A 24,630-nucleotide genomic window follows, 5' to 3' on the forward strand; every position below is an offset into this window, starting at 1 on the left:
GATTTTTACTGGTTTTAGAAGGAGGTATAAGCATGGAGAAAAAGCTTGAGAAATATGCTGTATTAAATAACAAGGGAGGTGTGGGTAAAAGCACTATTGCCGTGAATATTGCACATGGTCTTGCTATAGCAGGTAAAAAAGTATTACTTATAGATATGGATGGACAAAATGATGCAAGCCTCTTCCTTGGGTTTAATCAAGAAGATTATAAAAACAGCTTATATGATATTATAGTTAAACATGAAGATACCTGTATTAGTGATTGCATAATCAAGGCAAGAGATAATTTGGATTTACTACCTTCAAGATATGTTGACCGAATCAATGAAGAACTTTATAAAGAACCTAGTATAAGATCGTTTTTTAATGATAAATTCAAGGGATTAGAGAAGCTTAATTATGACTATGTGATTGTAGACTGTGGACCCCAGCGATGCAAGATCAATGATGCGGTTTTGTATTTTGTAGATGGTATTATAGTGCCAGTTCAGGTAGAAGCTGCATCTGTAAGAGCTATAGGAAATATTTATGAGTACCTTTTTGACTTGCACTTGGATCAAAGTATGATTTCTCTTGTGGTACCCAATATGTTTGATAAGAGAACCAGTGATGGTAAGGAAAATATGGAGTTTATGAAAGAATTTTTTTCTGATACGGATATATTAACAGCACCTATTCATCGAAGAATTAAAATTACCGAAAGCGGTAAGATGGGGAAAACAGTTTTTGAATGTGATGAAGAGTCTTCAAAGCAATTTGAGCATATAGTTGAAAGGCTGGTGAGTATCCATGGCAGTAAAGGTTGTTAAAAAAAGCTCGGATAACTTTGAAAAGATGAAAAGAGAAATGACTGCAAAAAAACAGAAGGCTAAGATGAAGCAAGAGCAAGTTACTTCGCAGATAGACATAGAAAACAAGGATTGCTTAATGCAGAAACAGGACCAATGCATAAAGACAGGGATAGAAACTATTACAGCTGTAAAGAAAATTGAAGTTATAGTATTTAAGGTGGATGAGGAAGAATTTGCATTAAGAATATCTTATATAAAAGAAATTATTAGAGTTCCAATACTTCAGAAAATTCCAAATGCACCACAATATATAACTGGCTTATGCTGCCTAAGAGGTGATTTGCTTCCTGTTATTGATAGTAGAAAATTGTTCAATATGCCTCATAAGGAATTTGATGACTGCAGTAGAATTATTGTTACAGATATCCACGACAAAAGGATCGGACTTATATGTGATAAGGTTTCGGAAGTAATAACTGTTGAAGAGTCAGCTATTAAAGAGCCACCCAGTAGCATTAAGGGGATTGATGGTGGAGTTATAAATTCTATTCTCATACTCAATAATGGGAAAAGAGTGGTGATGCTTCTTGATGCTGAGAAAATCACAAAAGCTTACGACCTTTCTGATGTAGCAAAAGAGCAACATAGGTCTGCGGACAATTTAGAAGGCAAAGAAAAAGAAGAAGAAGAGCAAATTATCATATTTAATATTGGCGTAGGAGAGTATGGATTCAACATTAATTATGTAAAGGAAATAATAAGGTTGCCAGCAATAATGAAGGTGCCTAATACACCTAGTTTCATTGAAGGGGTATTTTCTATCAGAAATCAGCTTATAGCAGTTGTTAATCTAGGCAAACTTCTTGGTATGGATTTCAAACAGCCTGACGAGTATAGTCGTGTGGTAATTATAAACAATGGTAGCTTTTCATTTGGAATAATAGTTGATAAAGTATCACATGTTATGGTGGTTGCTAAGAGATTATTTAAAAAGAGCAATGAGATTACCAATAGTTTCTATGTCCAAGGAATTTACAATCTGAATAAGGGCAAAAGATTGATAATAATGCTGGAGCCGCTTAAACTTATTAGTTCTGAGGAGACTAGAGGTGTTGTAGGTATTGATCTCAAAGAAGGTGTAAAGGACAAATCATTAAATGTAAGTGATGAAGATAATAATTTTGAACATATCGTGATTTTTAAACTGGACGAAGAAGAATACGGAATAAAAATTAGCAATGTACAAGAAATCAATAGAATGAGCGAAATAACTCATATTCCTGGTGCTCCTGTTTTTATTAACGGTATGGTTAATTTGCGAGGAGATATAATACCAATATTAAATCTTAGAAAACTGTTCACAGCTCATGATTCAGGTTCTTATTGTGAATCCAAGTTTTTAGTTGTAGAGTTCAAGAAAATGAAAATAGGTATCATGATAGACTCAGCTTCTGAGGTTTTAAAGGTTTCAAAAAATTATCTTGAAGAAGCATCGGAAGTATTTGATAGAAATAATAGCTATATAGACAAAATAGCAAAACTAAATAATGGAAAGAGAGTTGTTTTAATTTTGAATCTTAGAGCTGTGCTAAGTTTTATGTGAAAGTAAGTGCATACTTTAGTAATCAGTAAATGAAGACCACCTTTTTCTATTCATTTACTGGAATTGGGTTAAGATAGATCCATATTTAAACTAAAATCTCTTTCAGACATAGCAAAAACATCTAAACTATAATTTGTACGCCCCATAACGTATTAAAAAATGCCTGTAGTTTTAGTATTGTATAACATGTTTCTTTCAATGGACAGTGATAAATTAGATACGGTTCGCCTCCATCATACAAGAATAACAATTTTGATACAATGGAAAACCTTTGAAATTCAAGGGTTTTGTTGTTTTTTGGATTTAATAGAGTAGGATTTTCAGAGTTTTAAGTTTGGAGTTATGTACTTTTATATTTTATTGAACTATTTAATTTAGATAATTAATTTATAAGTTAATATATTTAATATTTAAACGAATAAAAGTAAAAATATTTAATATTAATATTGATTTTATTAAAAAACAGTAATATAATAAAATTATGGAGAGTGATGATTAGTATGGCATACAAAATAATAACTCAGTGCCCAGTATGTTCTTCAAAACTTACTGTTACAAAACTAAAATGTAAAAAGTGCGACACTGTTATTGAAAATGACTTTGAATTATCTAAGTTCTCTTATTTAACCATGGAACAGCTAAATTTTGTTGAGGTCTTTATAAAATGCCGAGGTAATATTAAAGATGTTGAAAAGGAACTAGGAATATCTTATCCTACAGTTCGAGGTAAGCTGGAGGATCTAATTGCATCCTTAGGATATACACAAATCAAAGAAAAAGAGGATAACAGTGCTGATGTGATTGATAAGCTTGAAAAGGGAGAAATTACAGCCGAGCAAGCATTAAATTTATTAAGAAAATAGTAGTTAAAGGAGTTGTATTATAATGAATGAAGAGGTAATGAGAGTATTAAAAATGCTAGAAGAGGGAAAAATTGATTCGCAAAAAGCCGGGCAGTTAATAGAAGCTTTAAATGAAACAAAAAAAATTATTCCAGTTACTGCGAACAATGCAGATAAAATACTTAAAATTAAGGTTAATTCATCAACTGGAGATAACGTAAATGTAAATATACCTGTAAAGTTTATAAAAACTTTAGGAAGTGCTATTAAGAGAATACCTAAGGTAGAAGGAGTAGAAGGCATTGAGGACATAGATATACAGGCTATTCTTCAAGCTGTAGGCGAGGGATTAGATGGAAAAATTGTAGATGTGAAAAGTGAAAAGGGAGACATTGTAGAAATTATAGTTGAGTAGCAGCACTGGAGGTGACTATTATCTATGAGAATTTATATAAGAGAAAAAACAGGCAGGAAGTTTTTTATTCCTGTGCCATTAGGTATTGCAGGTGCTGCTTGCAAAATAGCTGATTTTGTATTTAAGAGGATAGATAAGCATATTGATGCTCAGACAAAAGAAATACTAGATTGTATAGATTTTAATGAACTTGCAAAAAGCTTGAAGTATTTGAAAGGCTACAAGGGACTGAAAATGGTGGAAGTAAAATCACAGGAAGGCGATGAAGTAACTATAATTTTGTAATCTGATTTTCAATATACATTTTTTAGGCTATACAGCTGACCCCGTTGTAAAAACCGGAACGAAGTGACTAGTTTTTACTTGGTAATGTAAGCAAAATAAATACACAAACTAAATTGACTAAATTGTTACAAGAATTTATGCGTAAAGCCAACTCTCTTTATGGGTGGGATGGATAAATTAATAAAATATAACAATAGACATGGTTATTTTAGTACGATATAATATACTTGGGTTTTGAAACGACCCATATACTATCATTAATGTGTCAATTGTGATACTTGATAGTGAAATTCTTGAAGAATACATATAGTTTTTATAAATATTAAAGCAAAAAAAGGAGTTATAATGAAATACGAATATAAAACACTTGCTAATATTAGACACAAAGTTTTTACGGCCGTAAGTAAGATGGCTTTTGAAGACAATTTAAAAGAAATGGGAAATATTCCATATGAGATTATTACTGGAGATGTGGGTAAGTATAGAGAAAGTACATTTCTTGAAAGAGCAATAGTTAGTGAGCGAATCCGTTTGGCAATGGGACTAAATTTAAGATTAAATGATAAATCAAGAGCAATTACAGAAGGGTTAGAGGAAGCAACAAAACCTTCAAAATATTATGAACCGCCACTTGTAAATATTATAAAATTTGCTTGTAATTCTTGTCCAACAAATAGCTATGAAGTTACAAATATGTGCCGTGGCTGCCTAGCACACCCTTGTGTAGAGGTTTGTCCTAAAGGCGCAGTTAGTATAGTAAATGGGAAAAGTGTTATTGATCAGGAAAAATGTATAAAGTGTGGTTTATGTGCTAAAGTCTGTCCATATTCAGCAATAATAAAACATGAGCGACCATGTGCCAAGGCATGTGGGGTGGATGCAATATATACTGATGAATATGGCAGAGCATCAATAGATTATGATAAATGTGTTAGCTGTGGAATGTGTTTGGTAAATTGTCCTTTTGGAGCAATATCTGATAAAAGCCAAATATTCCAACTAATTCAGGCAATTAATCAAAAGGAAGAAGTAATTGCAATTGTAGCTCCATCATATGTGGGTCAGTTTGGTAGAAATGTTGGGTTTAATGATTTTAAAACAGCGATGATTACAATTGGATTTAAAGATGTTGTTGAAGTTGCGATTGGTGCAGATATTTGTACAATTGAGGAGGCAAATGATTTTATAGAGAATGTACCTGAAAACCTTTCATTTATGGGTACTTCATGTTGTCCTGCTTGGTCTGTTATGGCTAAAAAATTATATCCGGAGCATGCCGAAAATATTTCAATGACTTTGACTCCAATGGTTTTTGCTGCTCGATTTGTGAGAGAAAAACATAAAGATGCAAAGATTGTTTTTGTTGGGCCATGTAGCGCGAAAAAATTAGAAGCTTCCAGAAAAAGCGTAAAAAGTGAAGTAGATTTTGTAATTACATATGAGGAATTATCTGGAATGCTTGAAGCCAAAGAAGTAGCAATAATTGGTACAGATATGAGCTTGAGTAATGAAGCAACTGGTTCAGGAAGAGGATTTGCTGTTGCAGGCGGAGTCGCTAAGGCTGTAGCTGATTTGATAATAAAAGAACATCCAGGGCGAGAGGTGAAGATTAAAGCTGCAAATGGTCTGAGAGAATGTAGGGATATGTGTAATGATGCCGCAAAAGGAAAGTATGATGGATATCTCCTTGAAGGAATGGCATGTCCGGGTGGATGTGTGGCTGGAGCTGGGTGTATGGTCAAACCTAACATAGCTGGTGCTCAGGTTAAACAAGCGACTAAAAATTCTGAACTTAAGATTTCAGATGAGTCTAAATATGCTGATAAAATTTACTTGTTAGATGAAAAAAATCTAGAGTAAAATAGAAAATATTAGCAAGAAGAAACTGTTTCCAGTTTCTTCTATGGAGTCGGATCAGAAACCCATAACTAATTAATTAGTTGTGGGTTTTCTTTAATTAATATAGTATAAAGAAAAATAACAATCAATAAAAACCTTATAAGAAATTGTCTCATACTATTAGAATATATCACCTTAGATTAGGTATATATTTTAATGAACAGGATCTCTACATTCTTCAACCTTAAGTTCTGCATTAAGTTGCTCACATAACTTTTTAAATCTTCTATTTTTTTACGCTCATACCAACCACTCTTTTTCTTATTGTAATTACATCATGTGTAAGAGAGCGGTGATTTATAAAATTTTTGCAAGTTTTATAACTTCCTCTGGATGCTAAGGCCACTCCTGTCTCTGCATTATTATTGATATATTCTTTTAACCATTCATACTCATTTTGATCCATTTCGTATTGCTTCGTTTCTTTATTCACCATACTAGAAGATAATTCTATATCGTTAACGTCTCTAATTTTAAGATGATTAATTTTCATAGTTTCCTTGATAAGTATTTTCATTTTAAAGCCTCCTCTTAATATTTATACAATAAGTACACTATATATTTATATAATAATTACAAACAACAATTTTCGACAAAATAAAGATAATAGTATATTACCTTAATTTTATAAAAATAGCAACAACCCTTACTACTTTAAAAATAATAGGTAAAGTAAAAGGTTTAGATCTAATATTTTTAATAATGATTAGTCAGGCATATTCATTATTTACCCAATAGATGGTTGATGAGTATAAGAAACATCTTAACAGTATTTCTAATATAATGTTATCTACTATAAACATAATAATATATATGATACTAAGGATAACAGTCAATAATAGAGATAGAACTATGAGCGGAGTATATGGTTTGTCCTAATGAGCAAAAATGGATGCAAGAACATTTTAAGCGAGCTTTATCAGAGCTGTAGTAAAATCTTAATAGGGATTATAATCTCTTTATGCGATATTGTAGTAAATAGAAAAAATTAAAAGAGTTAGTTTTATGAAGGGGGGATAAGTATGTTTGACATATTATTTTTAGGAATTATAGTTGCTTTTTATATAATATTTACTTTTTTTATTAAGTGGTGTGAAAGACAAGTTATTAATAATAATAATAATAATTAGATATAAGGGGGATTTGGCATGGTTGGACTAATAATAATTATAATATTGCTGTTTCTTTATTTATTTTATGCTCTTTTCAATCCTGAAAAATTTTAACGACGTTTCATAAGGAGGTCTATTAAATGGATGTTATGCAAATTATTATACCGTTAATTATTTTCGTTTTAATTATTATTCCTTTAGGAAGATATGTTTATAATGTTCTAAGTGGAGAAAAAAGCTTTGTTGATCCGTTATTTAACAAAGTTGATAATTTAATTTATAAGATTACAGGGATTAAAAAGGATGAAATGACTTGGAAAACATATGTCTTAGCAATAATAATATCAAATGCAATAATGTGCTTATGTGCTTATATTATTTTAAGGATACAAAGTTTGCACATCTTCAATCCTAATAATATAACAGCAATGAAGCCAGATTTATCATTTAATACAGCTGTAAGCTTTATAACAAATACTAATCTACAAGGTTATGCTGGGGAATCAGGAGTATCTTATTTAAGTCAGATGGTAGTAATCACATTTTTAATGTTTACATCTGCATCTACTGGTTTTGCTGCTGCAAGTGCATTTATGAGAGGTATTATTGGCAGAAAAAAGACACTTGGAAATTTTTTCGTAGATATGACAAGAATAATTACAAGAATTTTACTTCCATTATCAATATTTGTTACAGTGATTTTAGTATCGCAAGGAGTACCTCAAACTCTTGCTCCCAATAAAACTATAACAACAATAGAAAGTAAATATCAAGATATTGCAATGGGGCCAGTTGCATCCCTTGAATCAATAAAACATTTAGGAACAAATGGTGGAGGGTTCTTTAATGCAAACTCTGCGCATCCCTTTGAAAACCCAACTCCATTTTCAAATTTAGTTGAACTACTTTCAATGATGGCACTACCTGGAGCATTAGTTATTGCTTTTGGATTAATGCTAAAAAATAAAAAACAGAGTTGGATGATTTTTATAACAATGGCAGTATTACTTGTAATGGTGATTCCAGTTATATACATGTCAGAAAAAGCAGGAAATCCAAACTTAGCTAAAGTAGGGTTGAGTCAAGTTATGGGTAATATGGAAGGCAAAGAAGTCCGGTTTGGTATAGCAGCATCAGCACTATTTACTACGATTACAACCGCATTTACTACTGGAACTGTAAATACTATGCATGATTCCTTGATGCCCCTGGGAGGACTTGTACCATTATGGAACATGATGCTCAATGTAGTATTCGGTGGTAAGGGTGTAGGGTTTATGAATATGATGATGTATGCAATAATCACAGTATTTATTGCAGGCTTAATGGTTGGACGGACACCTGAATTTTTAGGTAAAAAAATAGAAGGTAAAGAGATCAAATTGATCGCACTTGCAATACTCGTGCATCCATTTATAATATTATTTCCATCAGCCGTGGCACTTACAACAAAAATGGGACTTAGTTCAATTTCAAACCCAGGCTTTCATGGACTAACTGAAACGATTTATCAATTTACATCCTCAGCAGCCAATAACGGTTCAGCATTTGCGGGCTTTAATGGAAACACAATGTTTGCGAATACTACAACTGGTATTGTGATGATCCTTGGAAGATATTTATCAATAATAATATTGCTTGCTGTTGCAGGTTCTCTAGCATCTAAACATGCTGTTCCTGAAACTATGGCTACATTTAGAACAGATAATAGCATATTTGTAGTGATTTTAATTAGTGTTGTAATAATAATAGGTGCTTTGACATTCTTGCCAGCACTTGCGCTTGGACCTATAGCAGAACATTTAATGCTGGGTCATTAGGAAGGGGTGTAGATATATTATGAGTAAGAAAAAAATTATAACTGGAGATATACTTAAAGAGGCTACTAAAGGCGCTTTTATAAAGCTAAACCCCAAATACATGATGAAAAATCCTGTTATGTTTGTAGTTGAAATTGGGTTTGTGATAACTTTATTTCTAACCTTTTTCCCATATGTATTTGGTGATAAAGGACAAAATATTAGAGCTTATAATGGACTTGTATCCTTTATATTACTTATTACAGTTCTGTTTGCAAATTTTGCTGAAGCAGTGGCTGAAGGAAGAGGAAAAGCTCAAGCTGAAAGTTTAAAGAAAGCTCGAACGGATTCAACGGCAAAATTATTAGATTCAAAAGGAAATTTCAAATTGATAAGTTCTGTAGAATTAAAAAAAGGAGATATGGTTCTAGTTGAGACTGGTGACTTTATTCCTAATGATGGAGAAGTAATTGAGGGGCTTGCATCAGTTGATGAATCTGCAATTACTGGAGAATCGGCACCTGTACTTAAGGAAGCCGGTGGTGATTTTGGTTCTGTAACAGGAGGAACAAAGGTTGTTAGTGATTGGCTTAAAGTTGAAATAACAGTAACTCCTGGAGAATCATTCTTAGATAAGATGATTAAACTTGTTGAAGGTGCTTCGAGGAAAAAGACACCAAATGAAATTGCATTAAGTACGCTACTTGTAGCTTTAACCCTAATATTTCTAATTGTTATAGTAACCTTATATCCAATGGCTAGTTACTCTAAAGTTACGTTGCAAGTATCTACGCTTATTGCATTGCTTGTGTGTTTGATTCCTACAACTATTGGAGGACTTCTCTCAGCAATTGGAATAGCAGGAATGGATAGAGTAACAAGATTTAATGTAATTGCAATGTCTGGTAAAGCAGTCGAGGCTTGCGGTGATGTAGATACAATGATTCTTGATAAAACTGGAACAATAACGTATGGTAACAGACTCGCAGCTGAATTTATACCTGTGGGAAGACATACTTTAGAAGATCTTAGAGTGCAATCTTTAATATCATCAATAAAAGATACAACTCCAGAAGGGAAATCAGTAATTCAGCTTGCAAAAAAACAAGGAGTTTCAATTAATGAAGAGGATTATAAAGATGCTGAATTTGTAGAGTTTACGGCGCAGACAAGAATGAGCGGTATGAACCTATCAAATGGAGTTCAAATTCGAAAAGGTGCATCGGATTCTATAATTAAATATGTGGAGAAAATCAATGGAAAAGCTCCTACAGATTTAGAAGCTGCTGTAATAAGAGTTGCTAGTGCTGGTGGTACACCACTTACTGTTTGTGTAGGAAATGAGATATTCGGTGTTATTTACTTAAAAGATACCGTAAAACCGGGACTTACAGAAAGGTTTGCAAGACTTCGCGAAATGGGAATTAAAACTATCATGTGTACTGGGGACAATCCTCTTACTGCAGCAACTATAGCTAGGGAAGCTGGCGTAGATGATTTTGTAGCAGAATGTAAGCCCGAAGATAAAATCGCCGTAATTAAAAAAGAACAGGATTTAGGTAAGCTTGTAGCCATGACTGGAGACGGAACAAATGATGCCCCAGCGCTAGCCATGGCAGATGTAGGAATTGCAATGAATAGTGGAACTACAGCAGCAAAAGAAGCTGCAAATATGGTTGATCTTGATTCAGATCCTACAAAAATATTAGAGGTTGTAGAAATTGGTAAACAACTACTTATAACAAGAGGTGCATTAACTACTTTTAGTATAGCAAATGATGTAGCAAAATACTTTGCAATTATTCCAGCTATGTTTGCAGCAGGTATACCAAGAATGAATGTACTAAATATTATGGGATTATCAACGCCTCATAGTGCCATACTCTCAGCTTTAATATTCAATGCTATAATAATTCCAGCTTTAATTCCTATAGCAATGAAAGGTGTTAAATATACACCAATGAAATCAGAAGCTCTGCTTCGTAGAAATCTTTTGATTTATGGATTAGGTGGACTTATTGCTCCTTTTGTAGGAATTAAAATATTGGATTTAGCAGTTACACCATTGCTTAGAATTCTAAACCTAGGTTAATCTTAGGTTTTATATGAGGAGAGATAGAAATGAAAGATATGTTAAAGAAATCAGTATTATTAAGTGTGGTACTCTTTGCTTTATGTGGTTTAATATATCCTCTAGCTATGACTGGAATAAGTCAAGTGTTATTCAACAACAAGGCTAATGGAAGTATGGTTAGCCTTAATGGGAAAGAGGTTGGCTCAGGGCTTATAGGGCAAAGTTTTACTGATGAAAGATTTTTTCGCTCTAGAGTTTCAAATTCTAATTATAATATCTATACAAAAGCAGATTTGAAGCCTGATAGTAAAGGTAATATTGCGTATACAGGTGTAACTTCTGGGTCTTCTAATCTTGGCCCATCAAATCCTGTTTTAATGGATAGAGTAAAAAAAGATATGGATGATTTTTTGAAAAGTCATCCTGGTTTAAAAGCAGGAGATGTACCTACTGATTTACTAACAAGTTCTGCTTCAGGACTTGATCCTAATATTAGTCCAGAGTCTGCTAAGATACAGGTAGCAGCTGTTGCCAAGGCTACTAATATTAGTACAACTGATTTAAATAATATTATAACGAAAAATACAGAAGGAAGAACCCTAGGGATATTTGGAGAACCAAGGGTGAATGTATTAAAAGCTAATTTAGAGATAGCAAATATATTAAAGAGCAAAGGTAAGATATAATAAAATAATTTTGTTATAGGCTATTATGCTGGTATTATGTTACTTTAAAAGCCAGGCTGCAGGGTTAAACAGTCTGGCTTTAATTATTATAGTATTTAGCACATAAAACATATATTTATGCAATTATAGTACCTAAAGATTAATGGAAAGTATGAAAATTTAATTATTTAAAAATATATTTAGGATGTGATAGTACATGGCAGCTTATGAAACAAAAGGAAAGTTAAAAATATATATTGGAGCAGCTCCAGGTGTAGGTAAAAGTTATCAAATGCTCCATGATGCTAATGAAATGAAAAAAAGCAACAGAGATATTATTATAGGACTTATAGAAACCTATAGAAGAAAAGGAACAGAAGAACAAATAGGAAACTTAGAGATTCTTCCTTTAAAAGAAATAGATTATAAAGGAGTTAAATTAAAGGAACTAGATTTAGAGGGCGTTATAGCACGAAAACCAGAATTTGTTGTAATAGATGAATTAGCGCATACTAATGTACCTACTTCTAAAAATAAAAAGCGGTTTGAAGATGTTTTAGAAATATTAGATAATGGTATAAATGTTATCACAGCAGTTAATATTCAACACTTAGAAAGCTTAAACGATATAGTTAGTAGAATGACCGGAATTAAGGTTAAAGAAACGGTACCAGATAAAATTATTGACATTGCTGATGAAATTAAAGTTATAGATGTATCACCTGATTCACTTAGAGAGCGAATAGTTGATGGAAAGGTTTATTCAAAGGATAAAATTGACGACGCCTTACATCATTTTTTTAGAATAGGCAATTTAAATGCATTAAGAGAGCTTACTTTAAGAGAAGTTGCAAATGAAGTGGATGAAAAACTTGTAATATACAAGAATAAAAAGAAAGTAGCGGGATTAATAGGAGCACAGGAAAAAGTTTTAGTATGTGTTAATCTTAAGTTTAATGCAGAATATTTAATTAGACGGGGTTATAGAACGGCAAAGATGCTAAAAGCAGAATTTTATGTGCTACATGCAAATATATCCTATGCCCATGGGAAAGAGGAACCAAGGAAAATAGAAGAATTAAAAAAGCTATGTGAGATGCTTGATGTACACCTTAAGGTTGATATATGTAAAGATCCTGTAAAGACTATTATTGAGTATGCAACAGATAAAAATATAACTCAGATAATAATGGGCCCCTCTGCGAGAACTAGATTACATGAAATTTTAAGAGGTTCCATTGTACGACGGATAATGAGAGATACAAAATATATTGATGTTGTTGTGGTTGCAGATCCTTTAAGATAAATTGTATGCCGATTTAAGGTGGTGTTATCTATTAAAACATTAAAAAACAAAATAGCAACTATTAATGTATTCCTGGTTTTAGTTATAGTAATGATTGGGCTTATATCAAGTTTTAATGTATATAGATTAAGTAAAGAAATAGATGGGTTAATAACAAATAACTATAAAAGTATTGATGCCTCAAATAAAATGATTGAAATTATTGAAACACAGGATAAAGCAATTCTTCAGTACATAGCGTTTCAAAATAAGAGTTCAATTGATACTATTTATAATAGTAATGATGAGCTTTATAAATGGCTCAATGTGGAGAGAAACAATATTACTGAAGTAGGAGAAGAGAATGTAACTAATAAGATAGGGGATGACTATCTTCTGTTTATTAAGTCTTTCTCAAAGCTTCAAGAATACCAAGAGGTACACTCAAGCAATGAAAATATAAGGTTTTATAATTCACGAGTTTCGCCTTTGGCAGTTAAAACTAAAGATGATTTAGTGGTTTTGTCTAATATAAATGAGAAGGCTATGTTTAACGGGAGAAATAACGCTAAAAGTAATGCATTAAATGCTTTGTATCTTATATTGTCAATTTCAACTATAGCTGCAATTATGGGACTAATAATATCTCTTATATACACAAACAGGTTCCTTAAGCCTATATTGTTATTGATGGAAACCATAAAATCAGTTAAAGAAGGAGAAGTTAATAAACAAGCGCCTATAATAAATGATGATGAAATTGGAATGTTAGCTCAAGAATTTAACAATATGACATGTAGGCTTTATGAATTTGAGCAAAGTACGACTGGGAAGTTGCTTTCAGAGAGAAATAAATCCATTGCTATTGTGAAAAGTATTTTAGATCCATTGATAGTTCTGGATGCTAGCTATAAAATTCAGTTATTAAATGATTCAGGTGAGAGCATTTTTGGTGTATTAGAACAAAATATAATCAATAGTCATTTTTTGGAGACCATTGGAAATATGGAGATATATGATTATATCTTTTGTGTGGTAAACAATAAAAATGATAATGATAATGCTGAAAAGGTAATAAGTTTTAAAGTAAATGATAAAACATATTTTTTTAATTTAATAGTTACGGTAGTTAATAATAAAGATAATGAAACTAATGCTATAGTAGTACTTTTAAAAAATATAACTGAATATAGGCAACTAGAAAAGGTGCGAACAGATTTTATAGCTACTATTTCTCATGAGTTTAAAACCCCACTTACATCTATTACGATGGGAGTAGGATTAATACTTGAAAAGAATGTAGGAACTATAAATGAAAAACAAGAAGAACTTTTGGTTACTATAAAAGAAGAGACTGAAAAGCTTACAGATTTAGTTAGTGATTTGTTAAGACTATCTAAAATACAATCAGATAAAGCAGCATACAATATAAAGCCGCATTCTATAAATAAGATTATAGGTGAATGTGTTGAAAATTATTTAATACAGGCTAAAAGCAATGGAATTGTTTTAGAAAGTAGTATACGAGAAGAATTGCCAAATGTCATTGTTGATAAAGAAAAGATAACATGGGTATTGAATAATTTGGTATCTAATGCATTAAAATATACAAACTCAGGTGGGAAAATTGTTATAGATGCTTTTATATTTGGAGATAAAATGAAAGTTTTTGTTAAAGATAACGGCACTGGGATTCCTAGAGAATATCATGAGAGAATATTTGAAAGGTTTGTTAAAATAAATGCCTACGATATAGAGTTTCTAAGCTCAGGGATAGGTCTTTCTATTGCAAAAGGAATTGTAGAGGCACATGGTGGAATAATCTATTGTGAAAGTGAAGTTAATAAGGGAAGTACCTTTATATTTACTTTGCCTGTGGAGAAGTAAATTAATGAAACACATTACTTAAAGTTAAATCTAAATAAAATAAAATTAATGGGGTGAGAGCATTGGATAATGAAATTAAAGCTATGCTAGTAAAATTATTAGAAACACAGACCAAACTCGAACATGATATAACTGAAATAAAGATAGAATTAAAAAAGGGATCTATAGAGCTTGAGACTATATTGAAAAATGTAAATACAACTGTAGATGGACAAACTTCACATAAAGATCAATATGACATGGTAACTCAGAATGAGAATTCGATAATTTATGAAAGGACGGAATTAATAGAAGCTGTAACGAATGTCTCCGAAGATGTAAAAGAGATTAAAGAAAGTGTTAATGTGATTTTTATGGAGAAAGTATTAAATGAAATTCGTAAGTTTTATAAACTAAATGGCTATGATTTTGTAAAACCAGTGAATATTAATGATTTAATATTATATACAGAATTATCTGAAAACCAAATATCAAAAGTAGTAAAAGAGCTTCTGCTTAAGAAATATATATTAGAATACTGCTGGATAGACAAAAACGGATGCGAATTTTATCTAAATGATCTTGGAAAACAAAAATTATTGCCAGCGGCATCCTAAACAAAAGGAATATATAAACAATCTAATAAAATGATAGTTAATAAATTAAGCAAAGATAGACTGAATTTTAGATTGGAGATTACTTATATAAGTCAGTTCTTTCAACGGACAGGGACATAGTTCTACACACCTCGCCTCCATCAGTAAAACCCTCGACTAATTATGATGTACCCTATAGAGTAGACAGCTAAGAAAAGCCTACCATATAGGGTTGTTTTTATGTATAATAAAATAAATAAACTTAGAGGTGAATAAATGAGTATTAAAATTTTTATGTCAGAAAATGAAAAAGGAAAGCTTCTAAGATTAATATTTGAAGAACACGGTTTTGATATAACTTATTTATTTTATGGATTTTACACCAAGATACAATATATTGAGGAAGGTTTTCTTGTATCAGAAAAGATAGGAAGTTAGCGGTGAGCAAATAAATGGAATAGCCTTGAATATTTTGCAAAACCAATAAAAACTCAATAAAAAATATAAAACAAACAATTTGAAATATTAAATATGACACTTTGTTTGACAACGGTTCCTTTGTATACTCAGCTCCATTTCCATCCTATTTATCATATTTATATATCCAGTTATATTTTCATCTAGCCACTTCAAGCTACAATTAAACCTAGTGTTTACAATGATATACGCCAAATAATCTAAATATTTAACGTATATACATAAGATAATTGAACATCATCCAAAAGTGACAAAAACTACCTAAAATTATAAATACATGGAATATTTCATGGAAACCGAACCAAGGTATATTGAAATTAGGCTTTTTTAATCCATAAATGATACCGCCAATGCTATAAAAAATTCCTCCTAAAACGAGCCAGAAAAGACCACCTATAGGTATAGTTTTAATCATTGGATGAAATGCAATTATAATCACCCAACCCATTAATACATATAGTATAGTCGATACAGTTCTTGATTTTCCCGTCGATATAGATTTCCATATAATACCTATTATAGCCAAACCCCATATAACTCCAAACATACTCCATCCCCACCCGCCTCTTAAAGGTATTAATGCAATCGGAGTATATGTACCCGCAATTAAAAGATATATTGCCATATGGTCAAAATATCTAAATACTTTCTGAACTTTAGAACCTACTGGTAACATATGATATAAGGAACTCATTGTATAAAGTAATACTAATGTTGCTCCAAAAATTGAAAATGAAACTATATGCCAAGCCGTAGCTTTTAGAGACGAAAATACAACTAATAATACAAGTGCAGCTATAGCGAGTACCCCGCCCACAATATGTATTATTCCACTTACTCTAGTTTTGGAAATCATTTAATCAACTCCTTTTTAGCTTTTTCTCATTAATTTGTGATATATGTATATGTTAAATTACTTTTAATTATGAAATTCTCAGATTCATCCTTTCGTTTTATTGTTTGGTTCTCCGTTAAATTAATCCTTTACTATGTAACTGCCGGTACCAAATTTATGGTTATGGTACCAGTATAATTACTATAATTGTTTTTGTCAATACATGAAACGTCAGCTGAGGCAAGACAACATAAGAAAATAAAAAAGCTAAATTTTATCTTTTTATAATTTTATGTATTGACAAAAGAACTTCTAGTAAATACAATGGTACTGTAAACGCGAATACAGTACCAAAGATACTAAATGGAGGAATGTAATCATATGGAGAAAGATATATATCTAAAAACTTTAAAACTTTTTGCAAGCAAAGGATCTCGATTTACGACTGAAGATTTGGAAAGAGAACTCGGTACGAGTAAACGTAAGATTTATTCTTATTTTTCTACCAATAAATGCTGAACGAAACCCTAAAAAAGCTTTTAGACTATGAATTTCTTGCCAAGAGGTAGGTCAGCTTTGATTCTGCACTCAAAGCAATGAATAATATTATTTTACATGGCTTAATTAAAAGAGAGGATAATTAAATTATGCATAAAGACAAAATTATTATAATAAATGGGTTTAACAACAATGTGCATGCATTGGTTCTAAAAATAAAAACAAGGGGTAACGAAGTTAAAGATATGAGCTTCTTCGACTATGAGTATTTTGGGAAGGTATGGCAGTACAAATTAATAAATTATATGATTAGTAAAAACTCAGAGAAAAGAGCAAAGTACTTAAAATTGTTCAAAGATTATCCTAGTTGATTTTATATAAATGTCAAATTAAGAATGGAAAGAGCAAGAGGTTCAGTAAGACATATCGGTAGATATTTAGCAAGGTCTGCAATAGCAAAATGTAGAATACATAGTTATGATGGGGAAAATGTACCGTTTTGGTATAAGAGCCATGAAAATAATGAGAGAGTAGAAGAAACAGTTACAGCACAAGTATTTATAGGTAGATTATTAATGATTATCAATTTTTCCAAAGATCCGAGAAAGTGTTTAAAATGTGATTCAGATATGATAATTAAGAGGTGATGCCACACTATTTGTGGAGCATCGCTTTAACACTCGACTATTATCGTATTCTAACATCCATAAGAATTATATCTGGAAGCATCTTAGGCACTTCAAAATAAATAACAAGTATGACTTGGAAAGGCAAAATACTTTTGTAGTACTATCTGAAAAAGTATATGAAACTGGTGAAAAAGTAGAAAGAAATAATGGAAATTGATTTTGCAAGTATTTCTGGAATTGCAATATTTAATTATTAGTTTTGAGGAGGATTTATGAATGAAAATTACAGAGCTTTGCGTTAAAAAGCCCCTAGCTGTTCTTATGGTAGTATTGCTCACAGTAGGACTAGGAGTATTGGGTTATTCAAGTCTTGGCGCAGATTTATTTCCAGCAATTAATGTGCCTGTGATAACAATAACAACTACATACCCGGGTGCTGGTACAGCAGAAATAGAAACGGATGTGGTTAAACCAGTTGAGGATGCAATTTCAGGTATAAGCGGTATTGATACTATAAGCTCAGGATCCGCTGAAGGATATGGTTATACCACCATTATCTTTAAAATGGGAAATGATATGAATACCGCATTTTTAGATGTTCAACAAGCCCTGGGGGATATATCAAGTAAACTTCCTACAGATGCAAAAAAACCGATAATAAAAAAATTAGATACAAATGCTACCCCTATTATGATGATTTCGGTTTCAAGTTCACTGCCTTACAGTAAATTGTATGACAGTGCAGATAAAATTCAAAAATCACTACAAAAAATTGATGGGGTTGGTAATGTATCATTAGAGGGTGCAGTTAAAAAGCAACTAATTGTTAAGGTGAATAAAACGCTTTTAGATCAGTATGGGATAGCTGTTAACACTATTGTAGATAAACTTCAAAGTGAAAATTTAAATATACCAGCCGGTCAATTTAAACAAGAGAATTCTAATGATAGTATAAAAATTATTGGTCAATTCGAAAACATAAAAGATGCACAAAAATTACAAATTCCAATGGCAAATGGTGGATCTATAAAACTTAGTGAAATTGCAGATGTAAAATTAGATTATCCACAAGCAACTGAACTCGTTCGCTTTAATGGGAAAAATTCTATAGGTATATTTGTTCAAAAACAAAGTGATGCTAATATAGTTGTAACAGCTAAAGCTGTACAAAAACAGCTGGATGTTTTGAAAAAAGCTTTTCCAACTGGAATAAATGTAGCGGTAACATCCGATTCATCAACCTTTATAAACTCTTCACTTAAACAAGTTAAAATCGGTCTTATGGAGGGTATTATTACAACAATTATAGTGATGTTTCTTTTCCTTAGAAGCATAAGAGCATCTGCAATAATAATTGTTGCAATACCAACCGCTCTTATTGCAACATTTTTTATGATGTATGTTTTTAAATTTACCCTTAATATGCTGTCACTACTTGCTTTATCCTTATCCATAGGTATTCTTGTAGATGACTCCATAGTTGTGCTTGAAAATATTCAAAGACATTTGGCAATGGGAAAATCTCTTATAAGCTCAGTATTAGACGGACGAGGAGAAATAGCAATGGCTGCCATATCTATAACTCTATGCGACATAGTTGTGTTTGGACCAATAGCTTTTATGTCAGGTATGGTTGGGGAGTTTTTTAGACAGTTTGGGCTTACAGTAGTTTTTGCTGCTTTATTTTCCTTAATTGTTTCATTTACAGTTACTCCAATGCTTGCTTCAAAAGTATTAAAGGAAATAGGTAATGGGGACGAAAATAATGTTAACAAATCTAAGAAAAAAGGAATATTTGAAAAATTAACTAATAAATTCGATACTTTTTATAAAAAATTTCTTTTATTTGCTCTGGATAATAGATGGAAGATGGTAGCTATGGTAACTTTATTAATAATACTTAGCACAGCATTAATCCCACTTAAATTAATTACTACTGAACTTACACCTAAAACAGATCAGAGTAAATTTACAGTTAATTTGTCATTATCACCAAGTAGTGACGTTAAACTTACAGATATAAAAGTTAAAGAGGTAGAAGCTCATTTAAAGAGCCTAAAAGAAGTTAATACTTATTTTACTATTGTTGGCATTAACGGTGATGAAGCTTCAGCGGAAATTAATGTTGTTTTATACCCTAAAAAACAAAGAGAAAAAGACCAAGCTCAAATTACATCTGAGATGCGTGAGTGGAGCAAAACGCTTACCGGAGTTGATATATCTATAAATGAACCTGGTGTTCTGAGTTCTGGAGGTGGCAATAGTAGTAAGCCTATCGCAATAAGCATAACTGGTCCTAATTTAGAGGTATTAAAGCAATTGGGTAGTAAAGTTCAGAGTTCAGTACAAGCAGTCTCAGGAACAGCAGATATAAGTAATACTATTCAATCAAATGAAAGTCAAATTGCTGTCAAAATCGACAAAATTGCTACTGAGCAATATGGAATTAAACCAAGTGACATATCAAGTGCTCTTAAAGCCACTTCAGAGCAAGGGGTATCTGGCGGAGTATTTAGGGAAAATAATGACGAGTATGATGTTATTGTAAAACTTGATAAGGGTCAAATTGTTACAAAATCGGATATATCCACAATAAAAGTAGCTAATTCAAGTGGGCAGCAATATTCCATTGATCAGCTAGCAAAGGTTTATATGTCAGACAGTCCCCAGCAAATATTAAGAAAAAATAGAAACGAAATGGTTACCATATATTCTAATGCGCAGGGGAGAACTCTTGGAAGTGTTACTGGGGATATTGAAAAAGCAATAAGTAAAATTACACTTCCAGATGGTTATGAATTAACTTACGGTGGCGATCAAGAGAGCATGAGTGAGTCATTTACTTCGCTTATTCAAGCTTTAGTTATATCAATTTTACTTGTATATATGATCTTAGTTGTGTTATATGAATCCTTTTTAACGCCTTTTCTAAGAATGTTATCGCTACCTTGTGGATTAATTGGAGCATTAATAGCATTGGCAATTACAGGAAATAGTTTAAATATTATTTCAATGATTGGATTAATAATGCTTGATGGACTAGCTGCTAAAAATGGAACATTATTAATAGATTATACTCTTACTCTTACGAAAGCAGGTATACCTCTAAGAGAAGCATTAGTAGAAGCGTGTATTACAAGGTTAAGGCCCATACTAATGACTACCTCAACTATGATAGTTGGAATGTTACCATCAGCCCTTGCTACTGCTGAAGGTAGTGAGTTTAGAGTTGGAATGTCAGTTGCACTAATCGGAGGAATGATTACATCCACAATTCTTTCACCAATAATAATTCCAGTGGTATATACATTATTGGATGATATGATGAGGTTCTTTAATATAAAGAAAAGCAAAGCTAATAAAAAAGATGAAGGGGTTACATTATGATGAAGCTTAAAGGGGTTAAATGGATTTTATTAATAAGTCTAATCGGGAGTATAACTTTAATAGGAACGGGTTGTGGAAGTGAAAGTGTAACGACAAATGCAACGTCAAAGAGTGTTAAGGCAACTCCCGTTAGCATGTCTTCAATAACAACAACTACAAGATATGGAAGCAAATTAACAGCTTCTATTGAAACTGTGGTTACCACTAAAATAGCGGGCAAGGTTAATAGTGTAAATGCAGATGTTGGTCAGAGCGTAAAAAAAGGTGATATTTTATTCACCTTGGATAAATTGGAGCTTACGGCGCAATATAATGGAGCGAAAGCAACACTCAACACAGCCAATGCAACTCTTGTTAAAACCAGTGATTCAGGTTACCAGCAGCAATTGATACCTGCAAATTCAACATTAGATACCGCAAAAACCACATATAATGATGCGAAAAATAATTATAATACAATTCAGCAGCAATATAATATAGGAGATTCTGCCAAGAGCGAACTTGATGCTGCAAAATCGAGGATGGTTAGTGCAGGACTTCAGGTTAGTTCCTCAAGTGATGCTTTAGCACTATTAAAATCAAAAATAGGACCACAAAGTGATGCTGAGGCTGGAGGTCAAGTTCAGCAGGCCAAGGCATCACTTGATTTAGCACAAATACAAATGGATAATGCTTCTATTACGTCACCTATAAATGGAGTTATATCTGAGCGAAATGTCGAAGTCGGCGAACTGGTGGCGAGTTCTGTTAATGCATTTACCATAATTGATACAAGTAGCCTGCGCTCTGAAGTAGCTATGACAGACAAAGATGTTATAAAGGTAAAAGTAAATCAGAAAATACCTGTGCAAATATCATCTATGAATAATAAAATTGTACAAGGCATAGTAGACACCATAAGTCCTTCAGCAGATGCTAAAACACAATTGTATACAGTAAAGGTTAAGATAGAGAATAGTGATAATTTGTTAAAACCAGGAATGATAGTAAGAGTTGAGTTTCCAGATGTGGTAAAAACAGATATAAATGTTGTGCCAAATGGAGCAATATTTACAGAAAATAGTGTGCAATATGTATATATAGTTGAGGCTAATAAACTAAAAAAGAAACAAGTAGTTGTGGGAATATCAAATACGCTGCAAACTGAGATTGTCAGTGGTATAAAACTTGGTGATCAAGTAATAACTGAGGGTCAAAGCTTCTTAAATGAAGGCCAGAAAGTAAAAATTGTAAAATAAATGTATATTACTACAACTGCAATTCGATTTGCTGAGAGATTCCAAACTGATTTTATTTAAAGGGACTAAAAAGTAATAAATAAAAAGGATGGTAGAAAAATGAAAATAAAAAAATCGCTTTTGGGTATTGTTTTGAGTTTATCAATGTTAATAAACGTTATGGTTCCTGCTTTAACTTTTGCAACTACTTTAGATTATAAAACTTCTGTTATAAAGATGAAACAGCTTGGAATTATAGACAGTACAGTTACTAATGTTAACAAGAAAATGACGAATGGTGAATTAATAAAGGCGATGGCTATAGCTGATGGGTTAGGGGATAGAGCAGCGAGTCTTCGCGGTAAAACAATATTTCCAGATGTAGCTAGTGGTAGTGTCCTTAGTGGGTACGTTAATGCTATTGTTGGAGAGGGACTTTTATATGGTACAAATGATGGTTATTTCCATCCATCAAGTAGTGCAACTTATCAAGACATTTGTGTTAATATGGTACGTATTTTGGGTTATTCAAAATCGGATTTAACAGGAAGTTTCCCTATTAATTATATAAAAAAAGCATCTGATTTAGAGCTAACAGATAAACTTAATTTAAGAACTACTGATACCATTTCTATTAACGCTGCAGCTGTAATGTTTGATAGGTTACTTAGCACGCAGGTGGAGGGTACTACTAAAGAAAATTTTTCACAGGCGAGTAATTTATATACAGATTGTATTATACAAGATGATTCGGATTCTTATGATAATCTAGCAGATAATGAAATACTAACAGATAAAGGGATTATGACTATTTCAGATAGTAATAAGAAAAAGATTAAGGTTGGACCAACATTTAGGATAAAAATAGAGGATGGACAAATTACAAAGGTTTATGGTGAACTTAGAGCAACGGTAAGTGTTACTGTGAACACAATACTCGGTAATGTTGTTTATTATGATAAAGATGGCACACAGACGAGCATGACGCTACCATCTGGTATTAGTTATTATTATCATGGCCAAAAGCAAGATTATGCTAAACTTAATAGTATATTAGTACCTAATATGTCTATAATAATTGACAATAGTGATAAGGTTTTAAATAACTACGCTGTTATAACAGACCCTATATACAGTAAACCAGAGCTTGCTAAAGATTTTAATACGAAGTCAGATACACTAGGAGATATAACTTTTGATCCTGATACTAAGATTATGAAGAATGGTAAGTTTATAACAAAAGAAGAAATTGGGGATAGGGATGTAGTATACAGCGTCACCGATATAAATGGTAACAATAGATATATACTTGTTACTTCAAATTATGTAGAGGGAAATATTACAGAGTTCATTGCGAGTAATGATGCAACAAATGCTATTGAAGTAGATAAAAAGAGCTACACTTATAGTAAAAACATGGATATTAGTAATCTTTCTTCTTTTAAAACAGGAGATTTGGTATCTGTAATGCTAGGACATGATGGCAAGGTAGTTGGCATAAAAAGCATAGAACAGAAAATTGGTAGTATTGGAGAATATGTGATACTCGGAAATCTTAAGACTTCAGACAAGTTAGCTGATAATCAAGTTATTACGGATAAAGGGACTTTAACCGTAAAGGATGGAGTAACTCCTCTAGAAATTGGTGTTAAATATCAATTATATGTTAGTGATATTATGATTACTAAAATTGATAGAAAAGAAAATTCCACAGAAAAATATTCTGTAACTAGTGTAGCAAGCCCGTTAATAGCTTACACGGATGATGCGGGCAAAGCTAAAACTATGACACTTCCAAAAGCTTCTTTATATTATTATCATGGAGTGTCTGTGGATTATGAAGTTGCAGCCAAAGCTGTGAGAGCTTATTCTTCAATTATTTTAACAAAGAAAAGCGATAATGTAGGATATGATTATGCTGTTATAGTTGATGCAAATTTCGGCGAACCTCAGGTATATAAAGCTGATAACATTAAACTTATAAATCAGTTTAAGAATATAAAGTATAATTATATTTATAGAAATGCAAATATACAAGAAACTGATTTGAATGCTTATGATGTAGTTTATTTTGTATCAGATATATGGAATAAAAATACCTTCGTTTATGTATATGATAAAGTTAAGATTGGGACGATTAAAGCTGTTACGCCAGATATTCTTAATCCGACAGGAGTAACTATTGATAGCGTAAACTATATATTTAGTAAGTATTTCAATAAAGCGAGACTTAACAATTATGATGGTAGTATAGACGGCTTTTTAACCGAGGTTAAAGTAGATGAATTTAAAACATTAGTTTTGGGTATTGATGGTACTATAGTTGATATTTATTAAAATCTTAAGAAGGAAACC

General features: G+C 31.9%; 22 protein-coding genes. 20 read left to right on the plus strand and 2 right to left on the minus strand.

Annotation, left to right across the window (positions count from 1 at the left end):
• Nucleotides 1-32 precede the first annotated feature (32 nt).
• The 6 genes from KPL44_RS08430 (at nucleotide 33) to KPL44_RS08455 (ending at nucleotide 5,796) form a co-directional block, all read left to right on the plus strand.
• Nucleotides 33-809: a ParA family protein gene (locus KPL44_RS08430; RefSeq protein WP_216248705.1), complete on the plus strand. Its 777-nt coding sequence runs from the start codon at nucleotides 33-35 to the stop codon at nucleotides 807-809.
• Nucleotides 790-2,394: a chemotaxis protein CheW gene (locus KPL44_RS08435; RefSeq protein ID WP_216248707.1), complete on the plus strand. Its 1,605-nt coding sequence runs from the start codon at nucleotides 790-792 to the stop codon at nucleotides 2,392-2,394. Before KPL44_RS08430 ends, KPL44_RS08435 begins: the two co-directional genes overlap by 20 nt.
• A 500-nt stretch (nucleotides 2,395-2,894) precedes the next feature.
• The gene (locus KPL44_RS08440; RefSeq protein ID WP_171298330.1) at nucleotides 2,895-3,257 is read left to right on the plus strand and encodes a DUF2089 domain-containing protein; all 363 of its coding nucleotides are present in this window, start codon (nucleotides 2,895-2,897) and stop codon (nucleotides 3,255-3,257) included.
• A gap of 22 nt (nucleotides 3,258-3,279) precedes the next feature.
• Nucleotides 3,280-3,651 (plus strand): SHOCT-like domain-containing protein, encoded by a 372-nt coding sequence (locus KPL44_RS08445; protein ID WP_216248709.1) that lies wholly within the window; start codon nucleotides 3,280-3,282, stop codon nucleotides 3,649-3,651.
• Between the two features lie 24 nt (nucleotides 3,652-3,675).
• Nucleotides 3,676-3,936 (plus strand): hypothetical protein, encoded by a 261-nt coding sequence (locus tag KPL44_RS08450; RefSeq protein WP_216248712.1) that lies wholly within the window; start codon nucleotides 3,676-3,678, stop codon nucleotides 3,934-3,936.
• A gap of 345 nt (nucleotides 3,937-4,281) precedes the next feature.
• Nucleotides 4,282-5,796 carry a 4Fe-4S dicluster domain-containing protein gene (locus tag KPL44_RS08455; RefSeq protein WP_216248714.1) on the plus strand — a complete coding sequence of 505 codons (1,515 nt, stop codon included), beginning with the start codon at nucleotides 4,282-4,284 and terminating at the stop codon, nucleotides 5,794-5,796.
• Between the two features lie 265 nt (nucleotides 5,797-6,061).
• On the opposite strand, the gene KPL44_RS08460 is transcribed toward KPL44_RS08455, so the two are convergent.
• Complete coding sequence (locus KPL44_RS08460) at nucleotides 6,062-6,352, minus strand: hypothetical protein (RefSeq protein ID WP_216248716.1); 291 nt, start codon at nucleotides 6,350-6,352, stop codon at nucleotides 6,062-6,064.
• A 631-nt stretch (nucleotides 6,353-6,983) separates the two neighbouring features.
• On the opposite strand from KPL44_RS08460, the gene kdpF reads away from it, so the two are divergent.
• The 8 genes from kdpF to KPL44_RS08500 all read left to right on the plus strand — a co-directional run bounded on the left by kdpF (nucleotide 6,984) and on the right by KPL44_RS08500 (nucleotide 15,670).
• Entirely contained in the window at nucleotides 6,984-7,061 is a 78-nt protein-coding gene (gene kdpF, locus KPL44_RS26020; protein ID WP_216249013.1) for a K(+)-transporting ATPase subunit F, read from the plus strand.
• Nucleotides 7,062-7,087: 26 nt separating this feature from the next.
• Nucleotides 7,088-8,767: a potassium-transporting ATPase subunit KdpA gene (gene kdpA, locus KPL44_RS08470; protein WP_216248718.1), complete on the plus strand. Its 1,680-nt coding sequence runs from the start codon at nucleotides 7,088-7,090 to the stop codon at nucleotides 8,765-8,767.
• A gap of 16 nt (nucleotides 8,768-8,783) precedes the next feature.
• Complete coding sequence (gene kdpB, locus KPL44_RS08475; protein WP_216249015.1) at nucleotides 8,784-10,838, plus strand: potassium-transporting ATPase subunit KdpB; 2,055 nt, start codon at nucleotides 8,784-8,786, stop codon at nucleotides 10,836-10,838.
• A 29-nt stretch (nucleotides 10,839-10,867) separates the two neighbouring features.
• Nucleotides 10,868-11,506, plus strand: coding sequence for a potassium-transporting ATPase subunit KdpC (gene kdpC, locus KPL44_RS08480; protein WP_216248720.1), 639 nt, complete (start codon nucleotides 10,868-10,870; stop codon nucleotides 11,504-11,506).
• Between the two features lie 196 nt (nucleotides 11,507-11,702).
• On the plus strand, nucleotides 11,703-12,791 hold the full coding sequence (locus KPL44_RS08485) for a universal stress protein (protein ID WP_216248722.1): 1,089 nt from the start codon (nucleotides 11,703-11,705) through the stop codon (nucleotides 12,789-12,791).
• Nucleotides 12,792-12,812: 21 nt separating this feature from the next.
• Nucleotides 12,813-14,657 carry an ATP-binding protein gene (locus tag KPL44_RS25225; RefSeq protein WP_216248724.1) on the plus strand — a complete coding sequence of 615 codons (1,845 nt, stop codon included), beginning with the start codon at nucleotides 12,813-12,815 and terminating at the stop codon, nucleotides 14,655-14,657.
• Between the two features lie 83 nt (nucleotides 14,658-14,740).
• A complete protein-coding gene (locus KPL44_RS08495) occupies nucleotides 14,741-15,253 on the plus strand; it encodes a hypothetical protein (protein WP_216248726.1) in 513 nt (170 codons plus the stop codon).
• Nucleotides 15,254-15,508: 255 nt separating this feature from the next.
• A complete protein-coding gene (locus KPL44_RS08500) occupies nucleotides 15,509-15,670 on the plus strand; it encodes a hypothetical protein (protein ID WP_216248728.1) in 162 nt (53 codons plus the stop codon).
• A gap of 247 nt (nucleotides 15,671-15,917) precedes the next feature.
• On the opposite strand, the gene trhA is transcribed toward KPL44_RS08500, so the two are convergent.
• Nucleotides 15,918-16,565, minus strand: a complete 648-nt coding sequence (gene trhA / locus KPL44_RS08505) for a PAQR family membrane homeostasis protein TrhA (protein ID WP_253201677.1) — start codon at nucleotides 16,563-16,565, stop codon at nucleotides 15,918-15,920.
• Between the two features lie 342 nt (nucleotides 16,566-16,907).
• Here trhA and KPL44_RS08510 point away from each other — a divergent pair, with 342 nt between their 5' ends.
• The 6 genes from KPL44_RS08510 (at nucleotide 16,908) to KPL44_RS08535 (ending at nucleotide 24,612) form a co-directional block, all read left to right on the plus strand.
• Nucleotides 16,908-17,063, plus strand: coding sequence for a TetR family transcriptional regulator (locus tag KPL44_RS08510; RefSeq protein WP_216248730.1), 156 nt, complete (start codon nucleotides 16,908-16,910; stop codon nucleotides 17,061-17,063).
• A 128-nt stretch (nucleotides 17,064-17,191) separates the two neighbouring features.
• Entirely contained in the window at nucleotides 17,192-17,413 is a 222-nt protein-coding gene (locus tag KPL44_RS08515; RefSeq protein ID WP_216248731.1) for a hypothetical protein, read from the plus strand.
• Between the two features lie 6 nt (nucleotides 17,414-17,419).
• On the plus strand, nucleotides 17,420-17,689 hold the full coding sequence (locus KPL44_RS08520; protein ID WP_331702486.1) for a transposase: 270 nt from the start codon (nucleotides 17,420-17,422) through the stop codon (nucleotides 17,687-17,689).
• Between the two features lie 258 nt (nucleotides 17,690-17,947).
• On the plus strand, nucleotides 17,948-21,058 hold the full coding sequence (locus KPL44_RS08525) for an efflux RND transporter permease subunit (protein WP_216248735.1): 3,111 nt from the start codon (nucleotides 17,948-17,950) through the stop codon (nucleotides 21,056-21,058).
• Nucleotides 21,055-22,296, plus strand: a complete 1,242-nt coding sequence (locus KPL44_RS08530) for an efflux RND transporter periplasmic adaptor subunit (protein ID WP_216248737.1) — start codon at nucleotides 21,055-21,057, stop codon at nucleotides 22,294-22,296. The genes KPL44_RS08525 and KPL44_RS08530 overlap by 4 nt, the downstream gene beginning before the upstream one ends.
• A 99-nt stretch (nucleotides 22,297-22,395) precedes the next feature.
• Nucleotides 22,396-24,612 carry an S-layer homology domain-containing protein gene (locus KPL44_RS08535; RefSeq protein WP_216248739.1) on the plus strand — a complete coding sequence of 739 codons (2,217 nt, stop codon included), beginning with the start codon at nucleotides 22,396-22,398 and terminating at the stop codon, nucleotides 24,610-24,612.
• The last annotated feature ends 18 nt before the right edge of the window (nucleotides 24,613-24,630 follow it).

Source organism: Clostridium sp. DSM 17811 (genome assembly GCF_018861905.1).
GTDB classification, from domain to species: Bacteria; Bacillota; Clostridia; order Clostridiales; family Clostridiaceae; genus Clostridium_AD; species Clostridium_AD frigoriphilum.